The organism is Adlercreutzia equolifaciens DSM 19450 (assembly GCF_000478885.1).
GTDB lineage: Bacteria > Actinomycetota > Coriobacteriia > Coriobacteriales > Eggerthellaceae > Adlercreutzia > Adlercreutzia equolifaciens.
The window spans coordinates 376,831-403,238 of the sequence record NC_022567.1; the positions used below are offsets into that span (position 1 = coordinate 376,831).

Annotated in this window: 23 protein-coding genes and 2 riboswitches; of the genes, 20 read left to right on the top strand and 3 right to left on the bottom strand. The window is 62.5% G+C overall.

Annotated elements, in window-relative coordinates; translation table 11 throughout:
* Nucleotides 1–9: 9 nt before the first annotated feature.
* Nucleotides 10–1,533, bottom strand: coding sequence for a helix-turn-helix transcriptional regulator (locus tag AEQU_RS01180; protein ID WP_084280273.1), 1,524 nt, complete (start codon nucleotides 1,531–1,533; stop codon nucleotides 10–12).
* A gap of 186 nt (nucleotides 1,534–1,719) precedes the next feature.
* On the opposite strand from AEQU_RS01180, the gene AEQU_RS01185 reads away from it, so the two are divergent.
* The 7 genes from AEQU_RS01185 (at nucleotide 1,720) to AEQU_RS01215 (ending at nucleotide 9,310) form a co-directional block, all read left to right on the top strand.
* Nucleotides 1,720–2,415: a hypothetical protein gene (locus tag AEQU_RS01185; protein WP_022738726.1), complete on the top strand. Its 696-nt coding sequence runs from the start codon at nucleotides 1,720–1,722 to the stop codon at nucleotides 2,413–2,415.
* 43 nt (nucleotides 2,416–2,458) lie between these two features.
* On the top strand, nucleotides 2,459–5,332 hold the full coding sequence (locus tag AEQU_RS01190; protein WP_022738730.1) for a molybdopterin-containing oxidoreductase family protein: 2,874 nt from the start codon (nucleotides 2,459–2,461) through the stop codon (nucleotides 5,330–5,332).
* Nucleotides 5,333–5,920: a 4Fe-4S dicluster domain-containing protein gene (locus AEQU_RS01195; protein ID WP_022738735.1), complete on the top strand. Its 588-nt coding sequence runs from the start codon at nucleotides 5,333–5,335 to the stop codon at nucleotides 5,918–5,920.
* Nucleotides 5,921–6,769 (top strand): DmsC/YnfH family molybdoenzyme membrane anchor subunit, encoded by an 849-nt coding sequence (locus tag AEQU_RS01200; protein WP_022738740.1) that lies wholly within the window; start codon nucleotides 5,921–5,923, stop codon nucleotides 6,767–6,769.
* 53 nt (nucleotides 6,770–6,822) lie between these two features.
* Nucleotides 6,823–7,497: a TorD/DmsD family molecular chaperone gene (locus AEQU_RS01205; RefSeq protein ID WP_022738744.1), complete on the top strand. Its 675-nt coding sequence runs from the start codon at nucleotides 6,823–6,825 to the stop codon at nucleotides 7,495–7,497.
* 120 nt (nucleotides 7,498–7,617) lie between these two features.
* Nucleotides 7,618–8,298: a 4Fe-4S dicluster domain-containing protein gene (locus AEQU_RS01210; protein ID WP_022738749.1), complete on the top strand. Its 681-nt coding sequence runs from the start codon at nucleotides 7,618–7,620 to the stop codon at nucleotides 8,296–8,298.
* 58 nt (nucleotides 8,299–8,356) lie between these two features.
* Nucleotides 8,357–9,310 carry a 4Fe-4S binding protein gene (locus AEQU_RS01215; protein ID WP_022738754.1) on the top strand — a complete coding sequence of 318 codons (954 nt, stop codon included), beginning with the start codon at nucleotides 8,357–8,359 and terminating at the stop codon, nucleotides 9,308–9,310.
* 1 nt (nucleotide 9,311) lies between these two features.
* On the opposite strand, the gene AEQU_RS01220 is transcribed toward AEQU_RS01215, so the two are convergent.
* Both AEQU_RS01220 and AEQU_RS01225 read right to left on the bottom strand, forming a co-directional pair.
* Entirely contained in the window at nucleotides 9,312–9,953 is a 642-nt protein-coding gene (locus tag AEQU_RS01220; protein ID WP_022738759.1) for a helix-turn-helix domain-containing protein, read from the bottom strand.
* Entirely contained in the window at nucleotides 9,922–10,620 is a 699-nt protein-coding gene (locus AEQU_RS01225) for a DUF3990 domain-containing protein (protein WP_022738764.1), read from the bottom strand. The genes AEQU_RS01220 and AEQU_RS01225 overlap by 32 nt, the downstream gene beginning before the upstream one ends.
* A gap of 143 nt (nucleotides 10,621–10,763) precedes the next feature.
* Here AEQU_RS01225 and AEQU_RS12565 point away from each other — a divergent pair, with 143 nt between their 5' ends.
* The 13 genes from AEQU_RS12565 to AEQU_RS01290 all read left to right on the top strand — a co-directional run bounded on the left by AEQU_RS12565 (nucleotide 10,764) and on the right by AEQU_RS01290 (nucleotide 26,385).
* Nucleotides 10,764–11,222: a hypothetical protein gene (locus tag AEQU_RS12565; RefSeq protein WP_022738769.1), complete on the top strand. Its 459-nt coding sequence runs from the start codon at nucleotides 10,764–10,766 to the stop codon at nucleotides 11,220–11,222.
* A gap of 2 nt (nucleotides 11,223–11,224) precedes the next feature.
* A complete protein-coding gene (locus AEQU_RS01235; protein WP_051353358.1) occupies nucleotides 11,225–11,626 on the top strand; it encodes a type II toxin-antitoxin system VapC family toxin in 402 nt (133 codons plus the stop codon).
* A gap of 190 nt (nucleotides 11,627–11,816) precedes the next feature.
* Nucleotides 11,817–14,603, top strand: coding sequence for a polyphosphate kinase 1 (gene ppk1, locus AEQU_RS01240; protein ID WP_084280294.1), 2,787 nt, complete (start codon nucleotides 11,817–11,819; stop codon nucleotides 14,601–14,603).
* A 64-nt stretch (nucleotides 14,604–14,667) separates the two neighbouring features.
* Nucleotides 14,668–16,401 carry a hypothetical protein gene (locus tag AEQU_RS12230; protein WP_022738785.1) on the top strand — a complete coding sequence of 578 codons (1,734 nt, stop codon included), beginning with the start codon at nucleotides 14,668–14,670 and terminating at the stop codon, nucleotides 16,399–16,401.
* A 441-nt stretch (nucleotides 16,402–16,842) separates the two neighbouring features.
* The gene (locus AEQU_RS11660) at nucleotides 16,843–17,754 is read left to right on the top strand and encodes a class B sortase (RefSeq protein WP_022738789.1); all 912 of its coding nucleotides are present in this window, start codon (nucleotides 16,843–16,845) and stop codon (nucleotides 17,752–17,754) included.
* On the top strand, nucleotides 17,754–19,235 hold the full coding sequence (gene purF, locus AEQU_RS01255) for an amidophosphoribosyltransferase (protein WP_022738793.1): 1,482 nt from the start codon (nucleotides 17,754–17,756) through the stop codon (nucleotides 19,233–19,235). Before AEQU_RS11660 ends, purF begins: the two co-directional genes overlap by 1 nt.
* Nucleotides 19,236–19,252: 17 nt before the next feature.
* Nucleotides 19,253–20,326, top strand: a complete 1,074-nt coding sequence (purM, locus tag AEQU_RS01260; RefSeq protein ID WP_022738797.1) for a phosphoribosylformylglycinamidine cyclo-ligase — start codon at nucleotides 19,253–19,255, stop codon at nucleotides 20,324–20,326.
* A complete protein-coding gene (gene purN, locus AEQU_RS01265) occupies nucleotides 20,326–20,943 on the top strand; it encodes a phosphoribosylglycinamide formyltransferase (RefSeq protein ID WP_022738801.1) in 618 nt (205 codons plus the stop codon). The genes purM and purN overlap by 1 nt, the downstream gene beginning before the upstream one ends.
* Before the next feature lie 242 nt (nucleotides 20,944–21,185).
* On the top strand, nucleotides 21,186–22,178 hold the full coding sequence (locus AEQU_RS01270; RefSeq protein WP_022738805.1) for an XdhC family protein: 993 nt from the start codon (nucleotides 21,186–21,188) through the stop codon (nucleotides 22,176–22,178).
* A gap of 99 nt (nucleotides 22,179–22,277) precedes the next feature.
* A riboswitch (ZMP/ZTP riboswitch) is annotated at nucleotides 22,278–22,360 on the top strand.
* A 129-nt stretch (nucleotides 22,361–22,489) separates the two neighbouring features.
* Complete coding sequence (locus AEQU_RS01275) at nucleotides 22,490–23,125, top strand: IMP cyclohydrolase (protein ID WP_022738809.1); 636 nt, start codon at nucleotides 22,490–22,492, stop codon at nucleotides 23,123–23,125.
* 9 nt (nucleotides 23,126–23,134) lie between these two features.
* Complete coding sequence (locus tag AEQU_RS01280) at nucleotides 23,135–24,316, top strand: phosphoribosylaminoimidazolecarboxamide formyltransferase (RefSeq protein WP_022738813.1); 1,182 nt, start codon at nucleotides 23,135–23,137, stop codon at nucleotides 24,314–24,316.
* Nucleotides 24,317–24,471: 155 nt separating this feature from the next.
* A riboswitch (adenosylcobalamin-variant (AdoCbl-variant) riboswitch) is annotated at nucleotides 24,472–24,587 on the top strand.
* Nucleotides 24,588–24,618: 31 nt separating this feature from the next.
* Complete coding sequence (locus tag AEQU_RS01285) at nucleotides 24,619–25,128, top strand: DUF4430 domain-containing protein (RefSeq protein ID WP_022738817.1); 510 nt, start codon at nucleotides 24,619–24,621, stop codon at nucleotides 25,126–25,128.
* Between the two features lie 90 nt (nucleotides 25,129–25,218).
* Nucleotides 25,219–26,385, top strand: a complete 1,167-nt coding sequence (locus AEQU_RS01290) for an ATP-grasp domain-containing protein (protein ID WP_022738822.1) — start codon at nucleotides 25,219–25,221, stop codon at nucleotides 26,383–26,385.
* The last annotated feature ends 23 nt before the right edge of the window (nucleotides 26,386–26,408 follow it).

Sequence of the window (26,408 nt, forward strand, 5' to 3'; positions counted from 1 at the left end):
GGCAAAGTCTTAGCTATGCTTCGCCCAGAAGGCGTCGAAGGCGTCCATGAGTTCCATCCGTGAATGGACATCCGCCTTCTGATAGATATTGTAGACGTGTGCCCGTACGGTGGACTCGGCAACAAAAAGCCTCTCTGCAACGTAGGAGGTCGTTCTGCCGGCGATGAGGTAGTCGAACACTTCGGTCTCTCGCTTCGACAGCTTGCACTCAGCTGCGAAGGATGCCAAGGCAGTGCTTTTGTCGAGCCGCAAGTCGCGATCCTCGCTGATGGCGCGGTCGTCCGCGATGGAAACCAAGGGCATGCGATCGCGATCAGTAAACACGAGAGTTGCAGTGATCAATACGATAGTCATGCCAAAAACAGCCAAGGCAGCAACGGAGACGCTCCCAGAGAAAAAGCCTGCGGTCCAGCCGGCGAGCATCCCCACGGAAATGGCGAGCCTTCCTATCGCCATGGTTCGGAAGAGTGACGCGTCGTTTGCCTTGACAATGTTGCAGTAGTCGTTCAGGGCAAGTACCTCGAACAGAAGATAGCCTATCATCACCATCCCCTCGCCCGCGATGGACTCTCCCCCCGAGATGGCCAGAAGCGCGAAGCCCAGGCCCATGGAGGGGGCGACGGCCCGATAGAGCACATAGGGCTTAGCGGCGTCCTTCGCGAATTGGGCATACAGGATGTAGACGCCTGCTAGCACCACAATGCAGACAGGTTCCGCAAGATAGCTGGCTGGCAGTGCGAAGCTGCCGGAGAATGCCATGGCCGCAAGCAGCGAGAAGGCGAGGGAGTAGCAGACGAGCGCCAGCGTCATCTTAAGAGCGGGGATGCTCTTGGTGACGTTGCGGATGGATGTTTCCTCGGACAGAGCCTCATCCTTCAGTGGCTCGGTACTTTCGTTGTCGAAAAGAGCAGTGCCTCCTCGCCGTGAAATGAGACGACTCGAGAAAACGAGCGCGGCGGCAGACAGCAGGGGGAAGACGATGCTGGCGCCCAAGAGGGTTCGCTCACCGCCCATCAGAGCGACAAGAAACAGAAGCGCGCCCACGCCGTAGGATATGACCAGCAAGGTGAGGGTGTCGCCGAGTCTCATGGCGCCGAAAAAACTGAGCCACATTAAAAAGAGTGACACCTCGGTCATGGCGGTCAGCAAAGCGGCGACGCTGTGGGCCTCCTCACTTCCGCCCCAAAGGAGGAGGGGGGTAACGGCGATGCCCGCGACGGCTCCTAGGGCAAGGAAGCAGTACTTACCGCGATCGGTGGCGATAACGCATGAGAGCGTCAGCGAGATGGCGAGCATAGCGCAGCGCATGAGAAGCTCGAAGAGCTCAAAGGGGATGCCGCCCACGCAAAGGGGGCTGCCGAACAGAGGCGAGGGAGAAAGGCCGGCGATGAACAGCCAGGCCCAAAAGAAGCCGAATCCCAAAAACCTTACAGGGAACACCCCTTCTTCAAGCAGCTTCATTGCCCCTTCTCTCTCGGGCCTTTTTACCATGGGTCTATTATAAGGGGCAAGGTGTCGCCACCTAGCTCTCATTTGACCCGTTTGTGCAGCGTTTAATGTCTGATCAGGGAGAATAGAAAAAAATAAGCGGAATTACTTAGGTCGGAATCGCTGAAAACCCTGCGTTTTGACGAATGGTAAGCAGGGCTAATCCCATCGTAAGGTGACCTCGTTGCATGGTTGCGCCCAGTTGGGCGGCACAAGAGCAAGGAGACCATCATGGAAGACGCACCGGAATTGTTCGTCACGCCCGAATCCGAGCAATCTGAAGCGGTGGCGGTGTCAGGGAATGTCCAGGCACTGCTCGACCTTATGGCGCGCAATCCTCTGCATCGGGAGATCTATCTCCAGATTATCGAGTTCTGCGAAGTGCGCCGTCTCTTGGGAGATGTCGAAGCCATGGTGGCCGACTGCTCGGGGTTCTCACTTACGGCGCAGACGCCCTTCCGGCTTATCGCGAATGTTGTGGACAACGGAGGCATCCATTGGTACGAGGTGGATGCACAAGGCGATGAGATCACGGAGGAGCGCAGGGCGAATTTAACGGACGATGAAGCCGACGATCTTGTCGAGGGTTTTGCCCTCGAAGCTTCCGATGCGGGACGTGAGGTCTTGGAGCGCATGGCTCCCGAACGTCGTTTGCGTGACCTGTTCGACAAGGCGCCCGGCCGCCTTAGCACCTATCTGGACATTATCGATTTCTGCGGTGAGCCCCAAACGTTCAAGGCCATCGAGGCGCTCGTCCACCAAACCGACGCCGGGGCTCTTATCGGCGCGTCGGGCCAGCCGCTGCAGCCGAGCTATTTCGTGGACATGCTGGAACGCTCCGGCGGCCTGGTATGGGATAAGGGATGGAAGGCGACAGGGAAGGGGAGTGCGCTTGCGAAGCAATTGCGGCCCGCGCTGGCCGTTTAGAACTTGGTAAATGACCGGAAGAGAGAAAGCGAGAGGAGAAACGATGACGAATATGGCGATCACGCGGCGTGGCTTCATGAAAGCCGCCGCGACCGCTACGGCGGCTCTGGGCGTTGCTGGCGCGCCTGTCCTGCTCGACGAGGTTGATCAGGCCTTTGCCGACAGTATCCCCAAGCGCGAGAAGCACAAGACGGCGTGCCATGGCTGTACCAACTGCTGCCCCGTTTGCGTGTACACCGAAGACGGTGTGGTGGTGAAGATTGAAGGAGACCCCGACGGCCCGCTCAACAAGGGCGGTGTGTGCCTGAAGTGCCTCTCCCAAATTCAGACGGTCTACAGCCCGCGCCATGTGTTGCATCCCATGAAGAGGGTGGGCGATCGGGGCCAGAACCGGTGGGAGGCGATTTCCTGGGACGAGGCCACCGACCTTGCGGGCGAGCAGATTGCAACGGCTGTCGAAAAGTACGGCCCGTACTCCTACTGGAGTGCTCGCGGGGGTGGCGGTGCCTATATCGAATGGGAGACGTGGGGTCTCGACTACACGTTCGGAGGCTGCAACTCCCTGGCCTCTGGTGCCTGTCAGTGTGCTATGCCCCGAGATTTCGTTTCCACGACGTCGGTTGGGTTCAACTGCTGTGTAGATATGGACAATGTCGATCGCTGGGTGGGCGTTGTGGACAACGCCGAGCTTGATGGCAAGCGGCGCGACGACACCGAGCGCGTATTCGTGCTGTGGGGAAGCCAGCCCCACTCCTCCAAGGCGGCCCATGGCGGTCATGGCCTGGTAGATGCGCGCTCTAATCTCGGGGTGAAATCCGTTGTGGTCGATCCTTATCTGACGGCCGAGGCCGCCAAGGCCGATGTCTGGCTGCCGGTGCGCCCCGGCTCCGATTGCGCCCTCATGCTCTCGTGGATCCGCTACATCATCGACCAGAAGGCCTACGACGAGCCCTTCGTGAAGTATTGGACCAATTTGCCGTTCCTCATCAACCCCGACACGCGCCTGGCCTACCGGGCCGAGGAGGTTTGGCCCGACTACGTGAATCCGGCCGCCGATCCGGACGATGTCTACGATACGCCAGCCTACGTTTGCTTCGATGCGCGCACGAACACCATCCAGCCCTTTCCCTTCACGGCCCCAGGCGACAGCCCGGTCGATCCGGTCGTTTTCGCTACGGCGACGGTGAACGGAAAAGAGGCTAAGACGGCCGGCCAGATCTATTGGGAAGAGGCCGAACCGTGGACGCTGGAAGCGGCGGCCGAGACCTGCTGGCTGAAACCCGAGAAGATCCAAGAGGCCATAGAGCTGTACATAAACGCCGATTTCGGCGGAATCAGCAACGGCGTGTTCTCCGATCACCAGGAGAATTCCTCCACGGCCCCCCTGGGTGCTCTGGCCATCGATTCCTTGCTCGGGTTCGTCGAAACGCCACTCTCCGCCTTCCAGAACCACGGTCCGGCGAGCCTTACGCCCGATCGACCCACGGTGCGCACCGGCGTTTTCTCCACGAGCTTCGAGCGCTACGGATTAGGCTGGACGACCGGTCTCACCAAGGGCGAGAACGATCGTCTGCTCGACGATATTGTAGCCGGCTGGGACGCCAAGGGCCGCGACGGTGAAGAGATGCGTCGCTACTTCTTCCAATCACGCTGCGACACCATGGGGGCCAACGCCCACAAGGGCATCCACCAGTGGCAGACCTGCGCTCCTCGCGAGCTGCGAGAGGGCATCACCACCGGCGAGCCCTATCGCCCGCGCGTCATGTACGAGATGTCCGGCAACAAGTACGCCGTCATGGGGCCGGCACTCGAATGGAAGAAGGCCTACGACCAGCAGGACTTCATCATCCAGCAGTATCCGATGATGACCTCGTTCACCGTTCAGAGCGTGGACTTGTTCCTCCCTACGACCGAATGGCTGGAATACGATAGCTACGAGGCACCGGCCACACACTTCAACCGCCATTACGCCCGCTGCCAAGTAACCCACCTCGGCGAGACCGTGAATCCGTTCGTCTCCCCCTACCAGGTGGCGAAGGCGGCCGTTGAGAAGCTCGGCGAGGATAATGTGTTCGACCCCGATGCCTACAAGCAGCCCTTCTTCGAGTCGATCGAAGCGGCGCGTCAATTCTGGGCCGAGGACATGGGGCGCGAAAGCTGGCAGGAGATGCTCGACGACATCGACCATCGCTACACCGAGACGCCGGTAGAGGAGTATCTGGTGTATAAGCAGTACGAGGGCGTGGTCTCCGACGGGCTGCCCCGTGGGTTTGCCACTATCTCCCGCAAGGTCGACGTCTACAGCGAGGCGATGATCCGCCTGGCGCGCACGGGCTTCCCCTACATGTACCCTTATGAGCAGCCCTCTTGTGACGATTACGACCCTATCTGCACGTTCCACGAGCCGACTGAAAGCCCGCTGAATGACGCGGAATACCCGCTCGTCATCACCACCGGCCGCCTCCCGCATTTCCATCACGGCACGATGCGCCACGCTCCTTTTATTCGCGAGCTTATGCCCGCGCCCGAGCTGCGCATCAATCCCCAGACCGCTGCCGAGTACGGCATCGAGCATCTGGACTGGGTCAAGATAACCTCGCGCCGCGGCAGCTCCCATGCCCGTGCCTATCTTACCCAGGGAATTGCCCCCGGCGTGCTCATTACCGAGCGCTTCTGGAATCCGGAGTGTTACGACTCCACCCAGGAGACCATCACGCCGGGCATCGAGGAGTGCGGCTACAACATCATGTCCGCAGACTCATTCCAGAACCCTTGTTTCGCCACGAACAGCTATCGCGCGTTCACGGTGAAAATCGAGAAGTGCGATCGCCCGGAGCGCATCTGGGTGGAGAGCAAGGAATTCGAGCCGTTCATGCCGACGCTGCAGAACGAGCCTGTCACCGAGGAGGTGTTCTAAATGGCGAAGGGACTGCTCATAAACCTCGATCGCTGCACGGGCTGCGACAGCTGCATCGTGGCCTGCAAGCTTGAAAACCGTCTGCCGCTCGGGTCGTTCTACAACAAGGTGATAGCCATCGGCCCGACTGGCACTTTCCCCGATGTCGAGAAGTACTGGCTGCCCTCGCAGTGCCAGCAGTGCGAGAACCCTCAGTGCGTGGCAGTGTGTCCCACGGGCGCGAGCTACCGTGATCCCGAGACGGGCTATGTGCTTATCGACAAGGACAAGTGCATTGGCTGCCAGTACTGTCTGTACGGCTGCCCCTATGGCGTGCGTCAGATGGACGAGGAGCACGGCGTGGCCCAGAAGTGCACGCTATGCTCGCAGATCACCGCCGACGGCAGCGATGTGCCCGCCTGCGTGCACAACTGCAACTGCGGCGCCCGCTTCTTCGGCGATTACGACGACCCCGAAAGCGACGTGTGCCGGGAAATGGCGAAGTACTCCGAAGAGTGCATTCACGCCCTTCCCGACCCGGGCAATGCCAAGCCGCTTACCCGCTACATCCTGTCCCCGAAATTCGCCAGTTGGAAGGAGCTGATCTAGGTGGATATCCAATGGCCCCTCGTCCTGTTCTCGCTCATCGCGGGGACGGGAGGATCCCTCTTCGCCTTCGTCGCCCTCTCCGAGCTTGTCGGCGGCAAGGACAAAACGCGCTTTGCCGCAACGGTGACGGTGCTTGTGCTTATCGTCGTCGGCGGATGCCTTTCCATGCTGCATTTGGCGTCGCCGCAGAACGCCTTTGCTGCGCTCACGAACATCTTTTCGTTCTCGGGCATCTCCATTGAGCTGATGCTTCTGGGTCTGACGTTCGTCGCCGCCGCGGCCTATGCGATTGTGGTCAAGCGAGTTCGCAATGCTGCGGCAGCCAAGGTCCTCGCGCTTGTCGGCGGCATTTTGGGTTTGGCCCTCGGCTATTTCTGCGGCCATGGCTACGTTATTGAGGCCCAACCGACCTGGATGCACGAATCGTTGCCCTTGGCCTACTTTGGCACGTCGCTTGCTTGCGGCGCGTTTGCCTATGACATCATCGCTTCGCGCTTAGGCGATGGAAAAGAGGAGCTGCGCGGCCGCATGCCCGTAGCCCTCATGGTGTGCACGACCGTCTCCGCCGTGGCAGTGGTGGCCTATGCGGGAGCCCTCGGCTTCGATGCGGCCATGGCCCATGGCGCTGTGTTTTGGGGAGGAGTTGTGCTCTGCGGCATCGTCGGAACCCTGGGTGCCGGTCTGGTGCGCCTTGTCGGACGTGCGGTTCCGGCTTTGCCCGTAGACGCCATCGGCCTGATCTGCGCTTTCGTGGGCGGGGTTTCGATTCGCGTGCTCATGTGGGCGTGCGCCACGGGCTACCTGGATCTGTTCGCCCATACCGTTCCCAGCGTCATGCTGAATCTCTAGAGGTCTGTCAGGCGGCCTCGTCCGGGGCCGCCCGTTGTTGGAAGGAGCGCATTGTGAACACCGAAGAAGCTGTCTCGCTGCTTGGCTCCAGAGCTGATTTCTACCGCCAGATCGCCCAATGGTACTTCGCTCCGTTGAGTGAGGAGCAGATCGAGGCGCTGGCCGCTCAGGATCTGCGGGCTTTGGCGGAAGATGACCAGTCGTCCTACGCCGAGGGCTACAACGATTTGTACCGAGCACTGCGCCTGCGCCATACGGGCACCCGCCAGGCTCTGGCCGCCGATTTCACGGGCGCGTTTTACGGCGTGACCACGGCGGAGGGGAAGACGGCGCAACCCTTCGAGTCGCTTTACCGCTACGACGGCGGCTCGCTTATGGGGCAGCCGCGCGGGGAGGTGTACCGCGCGCTCAAACAGGCTCGCCTCAAGGTGCGCGAGGGGCTCGACTTGCCCGAGGACCACCTCTCTTTCATCGCGGCGTTAGAGGCCGAGCTTTGCGACCGGGCTGCAACGTATCTGCGGGACGGGGATGTTGCGGCGGCCGCTCGGACGCTTTCCGACCAACGGGCATTCTTCGATGAGCATATCGCTTCCTGGTTCGGTGATTTTCGAGACCGCGCCAGCGCTATGGTGACAACGAGGTTCTACCGGGGTGTTCTTAAGGTAACAGATGCATTCTTCAACGATGAGCCGGGAATGATGGACGAATTGCTGGAGTACGTGAGCTAAAGGTTCTCGCGGAAAGCAGTCGAGAGGATTGCTTGTGCGAGAGACAGCGAAGGGTGTGCAGTGCCGGGGGCCCGATTGCGGGACTCTGGCGCCTGCAGGCTCTGAAGAAAGGAGACGGGAGTGAACGAGAATGCGAGCGGTGAAGCTCCTCGGTCAACGACTTCGTCCGATGGGCGCGATGCGCGGCGAGCGATAAGCCGCCGCCAAGCGATCGAGGGCGCCGTGGCCATTGGCGTCCTTGCGGCTTTCGGCGGTACCGTCAAAGCCTTTGCGGGGGAGGGCGACGCGCTCTATCCTCCGGGAGGGCAGGATACGGGAACACTCTGGGGCAGCTGCATCCGCTGTGGCCGGTGCGTGGGCGTCTGCCCGACCAAAGTGATCGTCCCCGGGACGTTGGATGATGGAGCGGTGAACGCGCGTCTGCCTCTTATGGATTTCCGTTTGGGCTTTTGCGACATGTGCGAGGGCTCCTTCCGTTGCGCCGCCAATTGCCCTACGGGAGCTTTGCGCCCCTTCGATCCCTACGTCGACAAAATCGGCATGGCCCGTGTGGAAGAGGCCGAGTGCGAGCTGTACGGCGTGTCGGCGCACTGCAATGCGCCCTGCGTCGATGCGTGCGCCTGGGACGCGTTGACGATTGACGGCGAGGGGCGCCTCGTCGTCGACGAGGAGAAATGCAACGGGTGCGGTGCCTGCGAGCTGGCTTGCGTAGCGGGCTCTTACGGTTCCTATGGCGGCAGTGGCCTTCGCGGCATCAACATAGTCCCTTGGAAGGAGGGTGAGAGCGATGAGCGTAAATAGCGAGACTCAGACGAGTGGACGGCCGCGGCGCAGTCGTGTATCCCGAGTGCGGAAGGCAGTGCTCGCGATTGCATTCGCCTTGTTCTGCGCCGGGGTAGTGGTTGCCGGAGGACTGGGCGATGCGTGCAGCGTGGGCTACGAGGCCATTGCGGCGGTGTGCCCCCTCGGCGCTCTCGAAGGGTTTTTCGGTTCCTGGTCCTTTGCTCCTCGCATGGCCATTGGTCTTGGGCTCGCGCTTGTGGTGGTCATCGTCGCGGGACGCGCCTTCTGCTCTTGGATATGTCCCGTCCCCCCTCTTCAGGGATTCTTGCGCACAAAGAAGCAGCGGCATCGCGTCGCGGCAGAGCAGAAGGCTCAGGCCGAGGAGTCGCTTACGCGATGGAAGAAGGCGTGCTCGGGTTGCTCCGGCGGCTGCGGCGACGTTTGCCCGAGTGCTGGAAACGCAGGAGGAGACGCGTCTTTCGAGGAGGCTTCATGGGCCCGCAAGGGCGTAAAGCTTGATTCGCGCCATGCGGTGCTGGCCGGGACGCTGGCCACAACGGCGCTGTGCGGATTTCCCGTCTTCTGCCTCCTTTGTCCCGTTGGGCTCACGTTCGCCACGGTGATTGCGTTCTATCGCTTCGTGGGGTTCAATGAGCCGACGTTCGATCTTCTTGTGTTCCCGGCGATCATCGTGGTTGAGCTGGTTTTGCTGCGCAAGTGGTGTCACCGCTTTTGCCCCATCGGCGCTTTGATGTCCCTGTTCGCTCCGTTGGCGCGTCGCTTGCGTCCGCAAGTGAAGGTTGATGCGTGCCTGCGCTCGACCGGCGAGGATTGCGTCGTCTGCGGCTCGGTGTGTCCCGAAGGCATCGATCCGGTGCGTGATTTGGGACGCCGCCCGCTCTATGAATGCACGCGTTGCGGCCGCTGCGCCGAAGTCTGTCCCACCCAGGCCATCACCTTCTGGCGGCGACGCGCCCGCTCGACCGATCCGGTGATGATCGACGACGGACAGGCGGTGCTTCTCGATTAGCTTATGCCCTCTCCGCCAAATCCTCCACGGAGCAGCCGAGAACGTGGGCCAAGGCGATCACCACGCTGGCGGAGGCTTTCGAAAGGTCGTTGCGCCGCTGCTCGTACAGCTGGATCATGCGCAGAGAAACACCGGATGCGTGTGCCAGCTCCTGTTGCGTCATGCCGCGGTTGGTGCGAATGCGCGCAAGAGGCGTAGGCTGTTGAAGCTGCGCCCCCAGCACCTCGTCGGCCGTCTCGACGAACTTGCTGACGTCGGCTTCGTGCAGAATGTACCGTTCAATGACCGCCGAGGGGGGCAGTCCGCCTTCGGCGATAGCGGCGAAGCGCAGGTTCCGGTACCACTGATAATAAGCTAGGATCCATCCGGCCCAGTACTCGGGGCTGCGGTCAAGGGACTGAGTTGCGGGGCGCGTCTCGCGGTTTCCGGTGACGCGGAATATCACCTCGCGGGCGATTTCCGCGCCGGACATGCCCGCCACGAACTTCGGATTGCCCCGCTCGAACTGTGCGGCGATGCCGGATACGATGAACCAATCGAAGAACTCGTCGGGGTCGCGCCCGCAGTCGACGACGGCGTAGTCGAGCATTTCGCCGAGGGCGTTCATGGCGTCATTCAAATACGACTCGTCGTAAGCGCGCATCGTCGGCCCTCCAATCTTCTCGCATGATGTCGCTTATAGTGTAGTCGCCCGCCAAGTCGGCCAGCTTCAGCTCCTCCCGATAGATGGCGCGGGCCTCGTGGTCGCGGGCCATCTTGCGCGGGTAGTACACCGTACGGTCGGCGGTTTCAAAGCCTTCGAAGACAAGGCGGCTGAAGGCCTTCTCCGAGCGCACCACCACCTGCTCGCCCAAGTTCCCCAGCGCCATGGCCCGTTCGAGGCGCGAGAGGGAGAGCCCGTTGTTGAGGAAGGCGTTGGCGAAGGAGAAATACGAGTCGTCGGCCCGATAGCCGCGCATGAGATCGTAGCTGTGGTAATCGACGGAGAAGCGGTCGAGCAAAAACGTGCGCGCCAAGGGTGCTATGTCCCCGGAGACGCGGAACGTTCGGTTCTCCAGCAGCACAGCGAGCCAGTGGAGGATGGTATAGCTGCCGTCGTTCAGGTTGAGCTCCGTGAGTCCTTTCGCGTCGAGCGAATAGCGGTTGGCGAACCCGTCGGCTTCTTCGGAGGCGCCCCATTCCCGGGCCAGCTCCGGGCTCTCCGTGCAATAAAAACCGAGTCCGTAATCATTGTGCGGGTTGCCCAGTCCGAATGTGGGTCTCTCGATGATTTGGCCGGAGCCATGGAAAATGGTGAGCTTATCGGCCATGGCTGCTCCTAACTGTCGTTCTGACGATACTCATTCTACTATCGTCAAAACGATAGTCAATGGGCAAATCGTTGTAGATTTGCAGCTGCATGCAAAAGTAGGTATAATGCATGCAGAGAACACTCCCGAAGAGAGGAGAAGAGATGCCGGCGCTTCAGGTGAGGGATTTTCCAGCGACGCTTTACGATGAGTTGAAGGAATGTGCGGCGCGCAACCATCGCTCCATCGCCCAGCAGACGATCATCGCCGTGGAGGAGATGCTGGCTGAAGCTTCGTCGCCGTCCTCCGCTCGTGCTGGGCGTGGGTTATCGCAAGATTCCGAATGTGCGCCTTCCAGCGGAGCGGGCAACGAGTTCTCTGCTCCGTTCGAAAGGGGGGTGGTCGGTTTGCGCGAAGGCCGCGCGGCACGAGCGGCACGGTCGAGGAAGCGCCAGCAGCTTTTCGAAGAGTGCGATGAGATACCTTGGAAAGGTGGTGGCCTTTCAACGGAAGATATCGTCGCGATGGTTCGCGAGGGACGCGACAGGCTTTCGGATCGCGATTGGCATGCGCTGGATCCGTTCAGCTCGCAGGAGGAATCAGCGCAGGCGGTGACGCAGTGATAGTGCTTGACGTCAACGCGGCCATTGCGATTGCGAAAGGCACCGAAGAAGGCAGAGTTCTGAGAGAGTTGATGATGGAAGGCGAAGAGGTCGTTGCCCCTCACTTCTTTTTGACGGAACTGGGAAACGTTGTCTGGCAGATCGTGCGTGCTGGAGAATTGGATGAAGAGGACTTTCCTGGGTTGTTTGAGCGAGCCGCCGGCTTCGTCGATCGATTTGTTCCCGCTGAGGGCATTCTCTTAGAAGCGATCCATGCGGCCATTCAGAATAACCACCCTGTCTACGACATGCTCTGTTTCATTGTTACGCGGCGCAATGCTGCTACGCTCTTCACGTTCGACAAGAAGCTGCGAGCTGTCTGCGAGGCTAATGGTGTGAATTGCCTCGGGACGGCGAGCTTGTAGGGGACGATTTTGGCGAGAATCCCAGGAACGGACTGACGCGTCGGGCCACTCTTTTCCTGGGCCGTTAACATCCCGTTGCCAAATTTCGGGCAATCGTCCAAAGAATGGTAAAATACATAAGTCGCGCATGTTCCGGTGCGCGGCTTGATTTTTTCGGCCAGCGACTATATAGAGGGAGAAGGCTAGGCCCATGAATGCACAGGCAGCAAAGGACACCGCAACGACGACCATCGTGAAGCCTCCTTATATGCAAAACCGCGAGCTTTCCTGGCTCGATTTCAACAAGCGCGTGCTCGACCAGGGCGCCGATCCCACGGTGCCGCTTCTGGAGCGTCTGAACTTCATCTCCATCTTCTGGAGCAACCTGCAGGAGTTCTTCATGGTGCGCGTCGGCTCGCTCACCGACCTCTCGCTGCTGAAGAAGTCCATCATCGATCCGAAATCCGGCATGACGCCAGCTCAGCAGCTGGAGGCCATCTACGCTCGCTGCCACGAGCTGTACCCCTACTACGAGGAAACCTACGAGAGCGTGCGCGCGCTCCTCGCCGAGCAGGATATCCGCAACCTGCGCAAGGAGGAGCTCACGGACGAGCAGCTCGATTATCTGCGCGGCTACATGCAGGATAACGTGTTCCCGTTCCTTTCTCCTCAGATCATCAACGCCCGCCACCCCTTCCCACATCTGGAAAACGGCGGCCTTTACATCGTGGTGCGTCTTGACGAGGAGGCGGCTCCCAAAGCGAAGAAATCGAAGGAGGAGCGCGCCCGCGAAAAGGCCGAGGGCAAGGCCAAGGCCACGAAGAACCTCGGGGCGGAAGGCGTGACGCTGGGCATCATCCCCCTTCCCCGCCAGACGAGCCGCGTGATCGAGCTGCCCGGCAGTGGTTTGCCGTTCATGCTCGTCGAGCACGCGATTGAGATGTTCGCCGCCGAGGTCTTCTCGATGTACACCGTCAAGCACACCAATGTCATCTGCGTGACGCGCAACGCCGACCTCGATGCGACGGAAGGTGCCGAGGAGCAGGGCGAGGACTACCGCGAGCACATGAAGCGCATTTTGAAGAAGCGCAGCCGCCTGGCCCCGGTGCGCCTGGAAAGCGAACGGCCGCTCTCGCGCACGGTGAAGGGGCTTCTGCTGGAAAAGCTCGGCCTGGCGGAGCACCAGCTGTTCGTCACGCGCGTACCGCTGAACATGGGGTATACCTGGGGCCTCGGCAGCCGGCTGGGGGCCGAGAAGCGCGCCACGCTCACTCAGGCACCGTTCACGCCCCAGTGGCCCGCCTGCCTCGATCGCAAGCGCTCCATCATCGAGCAGGTGAGCGAGCACGAGGTGCTGCTGTCGTACCCCTACCAGTCCATGGACGCTTTCGTGCAGCTTCTGCGCGAGGCCTCGGTGGATCCGGCCGTCGTTTCCATCAAGATCACGCTGTACCGCCTAGCGAGCCAGTCGCATCTGGCCGAGGCGCTCATCAACGCCGCCGAGAACGGCAAGGAGGTCACGGCGCTCTTCGAGCTGCGTGCCCGCTTCGACGAGTCCAACAACATCGAGTGGTCCCAGCGCTTCGAGGCCGCCGGCTGCCACGTCATCTACGGCTTCCGCAACTTCAAGGTGCACTCGAAGATCTGCACCATCACGCGCCAGACGGAAAACGGCCTGCAGCACATCACCCAGCTGGGCACGGGCAACTACAACGAGAAGACGGCGAAGCTCTACACCGACTTCTCGTTCATCACCTGCGATTCCCAGATCGGCCACGACGCTGCCGACTTCTTCCGCAACATGGCGCTGGAGAACACCTCGGACAACTACGACATCCTGTGGGTGGCGCCGCTCATGATCAAGCAGAACATCCTGCGCAACATCGACGTGCAGATCGAGCGCGCGCGCCGCGGTGAGAAGTGCGGGCTGTTCTTCAAGACGAATTCCATCACCGACAAGGAGGTCATCGACAAACTGGTCGAGGCGTCCCAGGCGGGCGTGCCCATCGATCTGTTCGTGCGCGGCATCTCCTGCATTCTGCCGGGGGTGGAAGGCTACACCGATCGAGTGCGCGAGGTGTCCATCGTCGGCCAGCTACTCGAGCACAGCCGCGTGTACGGCTTCGGCCCGCGCGAGGATTGCAAGCTGTACTTGTCCAGCGCCGACCTCATGACGCGCAACATGGACAAGCGCATCGAAATCGCCTGGCCTATCCTGAACGAGACGCTGCGCAACCAGGTGCTTGGGTATTTGGGCATCTGCTATTCCGACACGGCCAAGCTGCGCGAGCTTCTGCCCGACGGCTCTTACACGGCGCTCGGCGCCTTTGCGGAGCGCAACGAGAACGGGGAAGTGGAGCTGTTCGATTCCCAGAAGTACCTCATCGCCGAGGCTCAGCGCATGCGCCTGGCCGCTGCCGAGTTGGCCGCTCGCAAGGAGGCCAATCTGGGAGGGAGCGCGCGCGTGGTGTTCCCCCTGGGGGATGTCGCTGCGGAGGACGGTGCCGAGGTCGGTGCCAATGAGGTGGTAACCGAGGAGGAGTCCGAGTTTGTGGCCCATCGCTCGCCGGAGCTGGAGGCGGCCGAGGCCAAGGCCGTGCGCGATGCCGCCGACGCCATGGCCGCAGCGGCGACGGCCACGGCGGCTTCGGTTTTGGAAGCGGTGACCAAGGGCGTGGCCCAGGAGGTGGCCGCTTTGCAGGCTCGCGAGGCTCAAGGGGCGACCGCGGCGGCCGAAACGGCTCCTGCCGCCGACTCCGATCCGGCTGCGGCTGATCCTGCTGCGGTGGCCCCGGCTGCCGAGGGCCCCGTGGCCGAGCGCGCGGAGCTGGGCGCCGAGGCGGCGCCGGCGGCCGCCCCCGCTCCGGCACCAGCGGCCGAAGTCGAGGACGCTGCTCGCCCCGACGACGGTCGCGCCATCGTGCCGGCCACCGTGGTAGAGCCAACGCCAGCGGGCAATGCCATCACGCGGTTCTTTCGTCGCCTGTTCGGCAAATAGGCCAGCGTCGCAGCGTCTGGTCGCTACGGAAGACGAACGCTCAAGGATAGGGGAAAGGAAAGCCATGCTCGAGAAGGTCAAGTTCAACAAGAAGCCCATGAAGAAGGTAGAGTACAAGGAGCAGTGGGACGAACTTCTGGCCAAGCTCGTGGTGCTCCAGCAGCAGGCCCACAACGAGGGCGTGGGGCTCGTGGTGCTGTTTGAGGGCTGGAACGGCGCCGGTAAGGGCAGTCGCATTTCCGACCTCATGTACCACCTGGACGCCCGCTCCACCGGGGTTTACGTGGGGCTCGACCTCGATCCGGACACCGAGCGCGAGTTCGTCGGCCGCGAATGCGGCGTGACGGGCTTCTACCCCATTATGCAGCCCTTCTGGAAGGCCCTGGGCGAGCGCAACTCCATCACGTTCTACGATCGCGGCTGGTACACGGCGGTCATCCAGCACATGCTCTACAACGCGCCGGCCAAGCTGCTGCTTCCCAAGAAAGAGGAGCGCCACTACTTGGACTCCGTCCACGACTTCGAGCAGCAGCTTGTGTCCGATGGCTACGTGGTGGTGAAGTTCTTCGTGCATATGACCAAAAAAGCGCAGGTCGAGCGTTTGCAGCGGCTGCACGACGACCCGGTGACCCGCTGGCGCGTGACCGAGAAGAAGCTCGAAAGCCATCACGGTTACGAGACTGCCTACGAGCTGTACGACCGTCTGCTCGAGCGCAGCGATTACGACTTCGCTCCCTGGGTGCTGCTCAACGGCGAGGACAAGCGTCGCACGAACCTCACCATCGCCAGCACGCTGGTGGACGCCCTGGAGCGCGCGCTCGCCCGCAAGGAGGCCGACGACGTGCTGAAGGCGTCGCTGGCGGCCCGCGAGAAGGCCGACGAGCTTTTGGCCGAGGAGCGCGCCGTGGAGGCGGCCGCCGCTGCCGAGGCGGCGGGCGCGGTGCCGGCGCCGGCGGCCCAGCCCGGGCGCGGCATGCTTGCCGGCGTGGCTCTGGCCCGCGCCGAGGCCCAGGCGGCCGCAGCGCACGAACTGGCTCCCAAAAAGTCTCGCTTCGCCATTGTGAAGAATTACCCCCAGGTGGACACGATCGACCACAGCCTGGCGCTCACCTTGGACGAGTACAAAGCCGAGCGCAAGCACTTGCAGGATCGCCTGTTCCGCCTGGAGAACATCATGTTCCAGCGCCGGGTGCCCCTCATTCTCATGTACGAGGGGTGGGACGCGGCTGGCAAGGGCGGCAACATCAAGCGCGTCGCCCAGGCGCTCGACGCCCGCGCCTACACCATCTTTCCGTCGCCGGCGCCTACCAAGCCCGAACTCGCCCATCCGTTTTTGTGGCGCTACTGGACGCGCCTGCCCAAGGCGGGGCACGTGGGCATGTACGACCGTAGCTGGTACGGCCGCGTGCTCGTGGAGCGCGTGGAGGGCTTCGCCACGCCGGCCGAGTGGTCGCGGGCCTACGATGAGATCAACGAGTTCGAGCACGATCTGGTCGATTGGGGCGCCATTCTGCTGAAGTTCTGGGTCGATGTGAGCCCCGAAGAGCAGCTGCGCCGCTTCCAAGATCGCGAGGACGACCCGGCCAAGCAGTGGAAGATCACCGAGGACGACTGGCGCAATCGCGAGAAGTACCCCCAGTACAAGGCCGCCATCGACGATATGTTCCGCCTGACGTCGACCACGTTCGCCCCTTGGATCGTGCTGGAATCCGATGATAAGCGCTATGCTCGCATCAAGGCCCTGCGCATCATCGTGGAAGCCCTGGAGAAGCGCCTCGGCGAGTGCCCCGCCTCGTAGCGCCTCCCGGGGAGGCAGTTCGCCGTCGCTGTGGGGTTTTTCCTTGCGCCAACCCGGGGTTCAGGGTACTATGAACCCAACATCAGCAAGCTGGCGGGTGCGCAGAGGACGGGCCCGTTGCATAGAAGGAGTCCGCTATGTCATTGTTCGGTTTCGAAGTTCCCATGGAGGCCATTTGGGTCGTTGTGGCCATCATCGTGCTCGTCATTGTGGTGTTCATCGCCAAGGGCTTCATGGACGAAATGAAGAAGTAAATGCTCGCCCGTTCGACGGGGTGAGCTCAGGGCCCCTGCGGGGCCTTTTTTGTTTTCCGCAGGCCGCAAGGCCGGGGAGGCGAGAACGTCGGCGCAGGGCCGGCAAGACGTCGCAGCCAGCGCGGTCGAACGACTGCCCCTAGGGCCGACGCTAGGTAGAGAGATCGATATCGAAGGGGGACGCCTCATGGCTACCGCAGAGAATACCGATACCAAGAAGAAAAAGAAGAAGCGCGGGTGCTTCTGGCGCATCGTGTTCTGGCTTGCGCTCGTCGTGTTCATCGGCTCGGTGGGAACGCTAGGCTATCTGTTCTACACCTATTGGCAGGGCCAGAACGAGTACGAGGAGATCGCCAGCCGCACCGTCGAGGTGCCGGAAGATGGGCAGGTGACCAACTTGGCCGATCTGGTGGTCGATTGGGACGCCCTGCGTGCGATAAACCCGGATATCGTCGCGTGGGTGTACATGCCCGGCACCATCATCAACTACCCGGTGGCTCACAAAGACGGCGACTCGGAGTACTACCTGCACCACAACTTCAGCCTGGGCGAGGGCTCCTTCGGCGCCGAGTTCGGCTCCATCATGCTCTCGGGCGAGAACGCCGGCGATTTCTCCGATGAGGTGAACATCCTCTACGGCCACCACATGCGCAACGGCTCCATGTTCGCCCTGTTCGCCGAGTTCCGTGATTCCGCCATCTTCAATGAGCATCGCACCATTTACCTGCTCACCCCCGAGGGCAACTACCGCCTGCAGACGTTCGCCGTGGAACACGTGCCCATGACTCACGCCTCCATCGCCACGCCGAACTACCCCACCGACGAGGAGTTTTCGGCCTTCAAGGACTGGCTCGTGGAGGAGTCCATCGTCACGCCCGACCCCGATACCACCGATACCCTCGCCGACGCGACGAAGCTCTTCGGTTTCTGTACGTGCGATGGAGCCGACAACACCTGGCGCTATATCACCTTCGCCGATGTTGCTGAATTCGTCCCTATCAGCTATGTTGGCGCCGATACCTACCAGGGCGACACGGCGGTGGAAGACGGCGCGGCCGACGAGATCGCCGCCGATGCGCAAGAACGAGCGGAGAACTAGTGGCGGACAGCGTATTTCCCGGCGAGCAGCCGGATCGGTTGGAAGAGGAGTGCGGCGTCTTCGGCGTATACGCGCCGGGCGAGGACGTGGCGCGCCTGACCTGCTACGGGCTGCAGGCCCTGCAGCATCGCGGCCAGGAGAGCGCCGGCATTGCCGTGGGCGACGGCTCCACGGTCATCGAGGCGAAGGACTTGGGGCTTGTGACCCAGGTCTTCGACGAGGCGACGCTGGCGGGTCTTGGCGAGGGCGTGGTGGCCATCGGGCATGTGCGCTATTCCACGAGCGGCGGGAAGGCCTCCTGGGAGGCGGCCCAGCCGCATATCTCCGCCATCGACGATACGCTCATCGCGCTGGCCCACAACGGCACGCTGGTGAACACGAACCACCTGCGGGCGCAGCTCATCGACGAGGGCGAGCATCTGCGCGCCGGCACCGATTCCGAGGTGGCGGCCAAAGCCATCGGGCATCTCACGCGCCAGACGCACCACCTGCGCGAGGGTATCCGCTACGCCATGGAGAACCTGGAAGGCGCCTATGCCATGGTGCTCGCGAGCCCCGAGGCGCTCTACGCCTTCCGCGACCCCCATGGCATTCGGCCCTTGTGCATCGGCCAGTTGCCCGAGGGACGCGGCTGGGTGGTGTCGTCGGAAACCTGCGGCCTCGACATCGTCGGCGCCGAGTACGTGCGCGACGTGGAACCCGGCGAGATGGTGCGCTTCACCGCCGAGGGCATGGTAAGCGAGCAAGCCGTGCCGCCGTGCCCGCGGGCCGCCTGCATCTTCGAATACGTGTACTTCGCCCGGCCTGACTCCGTGCTTGACGGGCAGTCGGTCTACCAGGCTCGCCGCGCCATGGGCCGCATTCTGGCCGACGAGGCGCCCGTGGAGGCCGACCTCGTGCTCGGCGTGCCCGACTCCGGCGTGCCGGCGGCCCTGGGCTATTCGGAGGCCTCGGGCATTCCGTTCGCCGACGGCATTGTGAAGAACCGCTACGTGGGCCGCACGTTCATCCAGCCCACCCAAGCCATGCGCCAGCTGGGCATTCGCCTAAAGCTGAACCCGCTGCCGAGCGTGATTACCGGCAAGCGCCTCGTGGTCATCGATGATTCCATCGTGCGCGGCAACACCTCCAAGAAGCTCGTGCAGATGCTGCGCGATGCCGGTGCGGCCGAGGTGCACCTGCGCATCGTGAGCCCCGAGGTGCTCTGGCCCTGCTTCTACGGCATCGACACCGATACCCGCGAGCAGCTCATCGCCGCGAACATGACGTTGGAGGAGATGAACGATTGGATCGGCTCCGACTCGCTCGCGTTCATCAGCCTGGACGGCCTGCGCGCCTCGCTCGCCGATGCGGGCCACGACGGCTTCTGCACGGCTTGCTTCACCGGCGACTACCCGGTGCCCATTCCCGACGATGTGGCAAAGAAGAGCTTTCTTACCCGCAAGGACTTCGAGGCGGTGTACGCCGGCGAGGTTTCATAGACACTGAAAGGAACCCCATGGAAAACCAGAACAGCGTGACCTATGCCGAGGCAGGCGTCGATATCGTGGAGGGCGCCCGTGCCGTGGACGCCATCAAGGACACGGTGCATTCCACCTATCGCCCCGAAGTGGTGGGCGACATCGGCGGCTTCGGCGGCCTGTTCTCCATCGCGGCGGCCAAGGACATGGCCGATCCGCTTTTGGTGTCGGGCACCGATGGCGTGGGCACGAAGCTCAAGGTCGCTCAGCGTCTTGGCGTGCACGATACGGTGGGCATCGATCTGGTGGCCATGTGCGTGAACGATATTCTTGCCACCGGCGCGGAGCCTTTGTTCTTCCTCGACTACGTGGCCGTGGGCAAGCTGGATGCCGAGGCCATGGCCAAGATCGTCGGCGGCATCGGCGAGGGCTGCCGCCAGTCCGGCTGCGCGCTCATCGGCGGCGAGATGGCCGAGCATCCCGGCGTGATGGATCCGGACGACTACGATCTGTCCGGTTTCTGCGTGGGCCTGGTCGATCGCCTGCGCATGCTCGATCCCGAAAGCGTGCGCGAAGGCGACGTGCTCATCGGCCTCGCCTCGTCCGGCCTGCATTCCAACGGCTACTCGCTGGCCCGCAAGGTGTGCATCGAGGGCCGTACCGAGGAGGAGCTGCGCGAGGCTCGCGAGGACTTGGGTGGCCAGAGCATTCTGGAAGCCCTGCTCACGCCGACGCGCATTTACGTGAAGCCGGTGCGCGCGGTCATGGAGCAGGTGCCCGGCGGCATCCGCGCTCTGGCTCATATCACTGGCGGCGGCATCACCGAGAACCTGAACCGCGCCTTGCCCGCAGGCGTGAACGCCGAGGTCGATTTGGGCACCTGGCCCATTCCGTCGGTGGTGCGCTTTGCCTGCGAGCAGGCGAATCTTTCGGAGGCGGAGGCGCTGAAGACCTTCAACATGGGTCTCGGTATGGTGCTGATTGTTGATCCGGCTGCTGCTGAGGCCGTAGAGGCCGCTCTGGCCGCTACTGGCGAAGAGACCTACCGTGTCGGCCGCATTGTCGCTGGCGAAGGCGAGGTCCAATACGCCAACGAAGGGGAGCTGTTCTAATGGAGAAGCTGAAGATCGGCGTGCTGCTTTCCGGCAGCGGAACGAACCTGCAGGCCATTATCGACGAGATCGCGAATGGCCTGCCCGTGGAAATCGTGTATGTGCTGTCCTCGCGCCCCGATGCCTACGGCATTGAGCGGGCGCGCGCGGTCGGCATTCCCGTGACGGTGTTCGATCGCTCCTGCTACGAGGATCGCGAAGCGGCTGACGCCCGCATCGCTGCCATCATGCAGGAAGCCGGGGCCGAGTACCTGGTCATGGCCGGCTACATGCGCAAGCTCACCCCGGTGGTGCTCGACGCTTTCCCCGACCATGTGCTGAACCTGCATCCGGCGTTGCTGCCCTCGTTCAAGGGGGCCCATGCCATCCAGGACGCATGGGATGCCGGTGTGAAGGTGACGGGCGTGACGGTGCACCTGGCTAACGAGGACTACGACAAGGGCCCCATCGTGGCCCAGCGAGCAGTGCCGGTGCTGGAGGACGACGACATCGATGCTTTGGAGGCGCGCATCCACGAGACGGAGCACATCATCTACCCCGAAGTGCTGCGCGCCATCGCCGAGGGCCGCATGACCTTGGACGCCGACCGCAAGATTCACATCCGCTCGGTCGATTAGGGCAATCTGGTGTTGATCGAGCGGCCGATCCCGGGCCAATGACAAGAATTTCAGATTTTTTGGTCACAAAGTCGAGTTCTGGGTTTTTCGAATGGCTGTTGACGGTTGAAATAGACGAAAATGGGTTGCATTCCCTGTTGTTTTGGTTGCGCATAGGAGTTTTAGGAGCAAATTGGGTTATCCCAAAAACCCAGAACTCGATTTTGTGACCAGATTTGAAAAAGTTTTTGTTGGAGGAAGCAATGAAGCGCGAAACTATAGCAACCATCATTGAAGACCTGCAAGCCGGACGCACTCCGGTGCTGGCCGTGGAGGATTTCCCGGCGTTCTCGGATGAGGCAACGGCGGGCGATCCGCATATCGGCCCCGAGACGCTGCAGGCCATCGCCGCCACGCTGACCGAAGCCGACATTCCTACGTTTGAGCGCGCTCTGCGCGCCATGGATGAGGGCGATCTGGCTTGGCTCGGCTTCAAGGTCGTCTACAATGCAGCTGCCGCCCAGGGCAACGTGGACAATGAGGTCACGAAGAAGTACGGCGAGCAAGGTTCCGCCGATGGCGAGCCGCTCGTGTTCTTCTGCAACGACGCCAAGGAGATCGTGGCCTCGCGTGAGCTTTCGCCTCGCGACACCTTTCAGGCAAAGGACGTTACCCGCGGCCCTTCGATGCACAACGACCAGTTCGACGGCCTCACCTGGGCCAGCGAGCCGCTCTTCGGGAAGGTGCGTGTCTGGTTGCTCGGTGCGTCGGATGCGGCGGTCGAGGTGGCACAGCTCGCCGATCACGTGGGCTTCCATGTGGTGGCCGTCGACTACGACCCGGCGTTCTTGAACGAGGAGCGATTCCCGCAAGCCGAGCGCATCATGCTGCATGGCGGCAATTTCGACGAGTTGGCCAACATGCCGGCGCGTCCCGAGGACTATGTGTGCGTGCTCACGCGCGGGCATATGTTCGACCCGGAAAGCTGCATCTGGGCGCTGCAGAACGGGGTGCACTACGTGGGCATGATGGGGTGCGCGGGGAAGAACTCTACGGTGCACGACCTCGTCATCAACGCGGGCATCTCCGAGGCCGATTGGGATCGCGTGAAGCGCCCCATCGGGCTCAAGTTCGGCGCTAAGACCCCGGCTGAGCTGGCCATCGCCATCGTGGCCGAGCTGGTCGATGTGCGTTACAAGCAGCGCTACAGCGACGAGGCCCGCAACCGCCACGAGAAGAGCCTGGGGCGGGAGTAGCCGCTCTTCTTGTGCGCGAGCCGCCGACGGAAAAGCCGTGGGAAAACGGGGAGCGCTCTTCCTCAGGAGGCTCTTTCCGTGATACCCTGCTCCCTGAAGCGAACGCGCTGTGACTGACGGGTACGCGTGGGAAACCACGGGGGAGCAGCGCGCTTATCCCGCCGACCGTCTGGGCAAGCCTTCTCGCAGGAGGGGCTTGCCCTTTTTCATTGGGCGGGATGCGAAAAACCGTCGACGTGGCTGAGGGCCAATGCGAAAAGCGTGCGGGCTGCAGCGGCGTCGGAGAGAGCCCCAAGAGAAAGGGAACGCCTGTGCAAGATCTCGTCGAACTGCTGAAGAACAACCCCTACCCGGGCCGAGGCATCGTGGTGGGCAAGGATACGGTGTACTACTTCATCATGGGTCGCTCGGTCAACAGCCGCAACCGCATCTTCGCCATCGAACCCGACGGCATCCGCACCGAGGCCCACGATCCCGCGCTTCTGGAAGACCCGAGCCTCATCATCTATCACCCGGTGCGCACGATGGGCGACGCGCTCGTGGTCACCAACGGCGATCAAACCGACACCATCGTGGAGGCGGGTGATTTCCGCGCTGGCTGCATGCAGCGCGAGTACGAGCCCGACGCGCCGAACTTCACGCCGCGCATCTCGGCTATCGTAAACCCCGACGGCTCCTTCGAGATGTCCATCTTGAAGCACGCCGATGGCGACCGCTGCACCCGCGAGTTCTTCGCCTACGAGGGCGTCGATGAGGGCTGCGGCTACTTCATCAGCACCTATCAGGGCGACGGCAATCCGCTGCCCACCTTCGCCGGCGAGCCCATCCCCGTCACGCTGCCGACCCCCGATGCCCTGTGGGCTGCCCTGAACGACGACAACAAGGTGAGCCTGTATGCCAACGTCGGCGGCGAGGTAACCCTCTACAACAAGAACCTCGGCGATTAGGAGATACTCATGAACGAACTGGAACTTAAATACGGCTGCAACCCGAACCAGAAGCCGTCCCGCATCTTCATGAAGGACGGCAGCGATCTGCCCATTCAGGTGCTGAACGGCAAGCCCGGCTTCATCAACTTCCTCGACGCCTTCAACTCCTGGCAGCTCGTGAAGGAGCTGAAGGAGGCCACGGGGTTGCCGGCGGCCGCCTCCTTCAAGCACGTGTCCCCGGCTGGGGCCGCTGTGGGCCATCCCCTCACCGAGACCGACCGTGCCATGTACTTCGTGGAAGACGAGGGCGAGCTTTCCCCCATCGCCTGCGCCTACATTCGCGCCCGCGGTGCCGACCGTCTGTGCTCCTACGGCGACTGGGCGGCGCTGTCTGATGTGTGCGACGCCGATGTGGCCCGTTACCTGGCGCGTGAGGTGTCCGACGGCATCATCGCGCCGGGCTACACCGACGAGGCGCTGGAGATTCTGAAGACCAAGCGCAAGGGCTCCTACAACGTGGTGCAGATCGATCCCGATTACGTGCCGGCCGAAACCGAGCTGAAGGACGTCTTCGGCATCACCTTCGAGCAGGGTCACAACAACTTCGAGATCAACGAGGCGCTGTTGGAGAACGTGGTGACCGAGAACAAGGAGATTCCCGAAGCTGCGAAGATCGACATGATCGTCGCGCTCATCACGCTGAAGTACACCCAGTCCAATTCCGTGTGCTACGTGAAGGACGGCCAGGCCATCGGCGTGGGCGCCGGCCAGCAGAGCCGCATCCACTGCACGCGCCTGGCGGGCAACAAGGCCGACCAGTGGTGGCTGCGCCAGATGCCCGAGGTGCTGAACCTTCCCTTCAAGGACGACGTTCGCCGTCCCGATCGTGACAACGCCATCGACGTGTACCTGTCCGACGACGAGTGCGACGACGTGCTGCGCGACGGCGAGTGGCAGCGCGTATTCACCGAGCAGCCCAAGGCGCTCACCCGCGAGCAGAAGAAAGACTGGATCGCGAAGATGAGCGGCGTGACCGTGGGCTCCGACGCCTTCTTCCCCTTCGGCGACAACGTGGAGCGCGCCCGCAAGTCCGGCGTCGATTACATCGCCGAGCCCGGCGGCTCCATCCGCGACGACAACGTCATCGAGGTGGCGAACAAGTACGGCATCGCCATGGCCTTCACCGGCATGCGCCTGTTCCATCACTAATCGGGCGTTTGGGGCCTTGTCTGGGGCCTAAGGTGTCGGTTGTCGAACCCTTTGCGGCCGCTCTTTCGGGAGCGGCCGTTTTGCGCCATAATGGGTACGTCAATGGCCCGTCGGGCCGCGCGTGGGAGCGCGGTGCGCGCCGTGGATGAGGATGCGGCAGGTACGTGCCTCGGGAAATGCGGGTGGAAAGCCCGCGCTATACCAGTAACCGTAAGGTTCGCCGTTGCGCCGAAGGGCGTGGCGGCGGCGAAGTCGGAACACCGAGCCGAGCAAGAGGGCCCTGGAAGAAAGGATAAGGAACTATGAACAAATTCGACATCACGGAGCTTCCCAAGCAGTGGCTCGTGGCCTTGGTGGCCCTGGCTTTCACCTTCGTGCTGGTGGTGCCGGGCTGTGCCGGCGAGGCGGCCGATAACGGCGGCAGCGGCAGCGGAGAGAACGCGGCCGAGCAGGCGGCCCAGGTGGCCGAGGAAGAAGGCCCCATCGAGGCCGGCCAGGCGGCGGAGGACATCGTCGTGCCCGTTTCCATCACGATGCCCGAAAGCGCCGGCGCCGAGCCCAAGACCATCGAGGTGACGGTAGCCGATGGCTCCACGGTGCTGCAGGCGACGGAGGCCGCCGGCTGGGACGTGCAGGTGGAGAACAGCGACTACGGCAAGTTCGTCACGTCAATCAACGGCATCGCCAATGGCTCGGAAGGCGATGCTTCCGGCTGGGTATACACGGTGAACGACGAGCAGGTGATGGAAGCCTGCGACGTGCGCCAGCTGACCGCCGGCGACTCGGTGCAGTGGTCGTTCTACGTGGGCTAACCCGCAGCTCGTGTAATCCGACGGGCTCCTCCCCGCGAGGAGCCCGCTTTGCAGCTCCGTTGTTTCTTGTGGCGTTCTAAGGAGTTCCCCATGATCATTCTCGACGAGCCCTACGCCTCCGTTCCGCTGCTCGATTGGATGGAGGCCTCGGCCCATCCCGTGCTCACCAACGAGTTTACCGAGAAGCTGACGGCCGGCGGCCGTGCGTTGAACTTGGTGGACGCCGCCGAGTGCGCCCGGCGTCTGGAAGCGGGGGAGCGCATCTACACGAACTCCGAGAATGCTCTGGCTTGGATTCTCGATCACGTGGAGAATCCGACGCTCACTGACGCCATCCGCCTGTTCAAGGACAAGGCGGCCATGCGCGAGAAGCTCGCGCCCTTAAGTCCGGGCCTGTTCCACGAAACCGTCGATCGCGCGGGGCTGGAAGCGGTGAACGTCGCCGACTTGCCGTTGCCGGTGGTGTTGAAGCCCTCCGTGGGGTTTTGCTCGATGGGCGTCTACGTTATTGAAGAGCCGGAGGACTGGGCGGCCGCCGTGGCCGATATCGCCCGGCGCGAGGACGGGTGGCACGAGCGCTATCCGGAAAGCGTCGTCGGCAGCAGCGAGTACCTTATCGAGGGTTACCTCGCGGGCACGGAATACGCCTTGGACGCCTACTTCGACGAGGGCGGCACACCCCATATCCTGAACATCTTGCGCCACGACTTCGCCGGCCCGGAGGATACTTCCGATCGCATGTACCTCACCGACGGTGCCATCGTGGACGCCTGGAACGACCGCTTCACGGCGTGGCTGGCGGCCGTGAACAAGGTGGTGGGCGCCCGCAGCATTCCCGTGCACGTGGAATTGCGCGTCGATGAGGACACGATCGCCCCCATCGAGTTCAACCCCCTGCGCTTCGCGGGCCTCGGCGGCACCGATGTGGCTTTCTACGGCGTGGGCCTGCGCACCTACGAGGCCTTCCTGGAAGATACGCCAGTCGATCTGGAAGCGCTGTACGCGGCGCATCCGGGCAAGGTGTACTCCATGTCGCTGCTGAATCCGGCGCCCGAGGCCGACTTGGCGCGCCCCTTCGATGGTGCGGCGCTCTGCGAGCGGTTCAGCCATGTGCTCGCCTACCATGGGTTCGACCCGGTGACGGTGGGCTTCTACGGGTTCCTGTTCCTGGAAACCGATGCGGAAGGCACGGGGGCCGACGAGCGCGATTGGCTTTTGCGCAGCGATCTCATGGAGTTCGTGGGCGGCGCGTTATAATGATGCACCTACCCCTGTCTCCT

Coding starts and splice junctions, on each gene's coding strand:
- AEQU_RS01225 (WP_022738764.1), bottom strand. CDS start 10,620: ATGGCCGATAAGCTCACCATTTTCCATGGCTCCGGCCAAATCATCGAG.
- AEQU_RS01270 (WP_022738805.1), top strand. CDS start 21,186: ATGAAGCGCGAAACTATAGCAACCATCATTGAAGACCTGCAAGCCGGA.
- purM (WP_022738797.1), top strand. CDS start 19,253: ATGGAAAACCAGAACAGCGTGACCTATGCCGAGGCAGGCGTCGATATC.
- AEQU_RS12565 (WP_022738769.1), top strand. CDS start 10,764: ATGCCGGCGCTTCAGGTGAGGGATTTTCCAGCGACGCTTTACGATGAG.
- AEQU_RS01280 (WP_022738813.1), top strand. CDS start 23,135: ATGAACGAACTGGAACTTAAATACGGCTGCAACCCGAACCAGAAGCCG.
- AEQU_RS01195 (WP_022738735.1), top strand. CDS start 5,333: ATGGCGAAGGGACTGCTCATAAACCTCGATCGCTGCACGGGCTGCGAC.
- AEQU_RS01285 (WP_022738817.1), top strand. CDS start 24,619: ATGAACAAATTCGACATCACGGAGCTTCCCAAGCAGTGGCTCGTGGCC.
- AEQU_RS01190 (WP_022738730.1), top strand. CDS start 2,459: ATGACGAATATGGCGATCACGCGGCGTGGCTTCATGAAAGCCGCCGCG.
- ppk1 (WP_084280294.1), top strand. CDS start 11,817: ATGAATGCACAGGCAGCAAAGGACACCGCAACGACGACCATCGTGAAG.
- AEQU_RS01220 (WP_022738759.1), bottom strand. CDS start 9,953: ATGCGCGCTTACGACGAGTCGTATTTGAATGACGCCATGAACGCCCTC.
- purN (WP_022738801.1), top strand. CDS start 20,326: ATGGAGAAGCTGAAGATCGGCGTGCTGCTTTCCGGCAGCGGAACGAAC.
- AEQU_RS11660 (WP_022738789.1), top strand. CDS start 16,843: ATGGCTACCGCAGAGAATACCGATACCAAGAAGAAAAAGAAGAAGCGC.
- AEQU_RS01290 (WP_022738822.1), top strand. CDS start 25,219: ATGATCATTCTCGACGAGCCCTACGCCTCCGTTCCGCTGCTCGATTGG.
- AEQU_RS12230 (WP_022738785.1), top strand. CDS start 14,668: ATGCTCGAGAAGGTCAAGTTCAACAAGAAGCCCATGAAGAAGGTAGAG.
- AEQU_RS01180 (WP_084280273.1), bottom strand. CDS start 1,533: ATGAGAGCTAGGTGGCGACACCTTGCCCCTTATAATAGACCCATGGTA.
- AEQU_RS01185 (WP_022738726.1), top strand. CDS start 1,720: ATGGAAGACGCACCGGAATTGTTCGTCACGCCCGAATCCGAGCAATCT.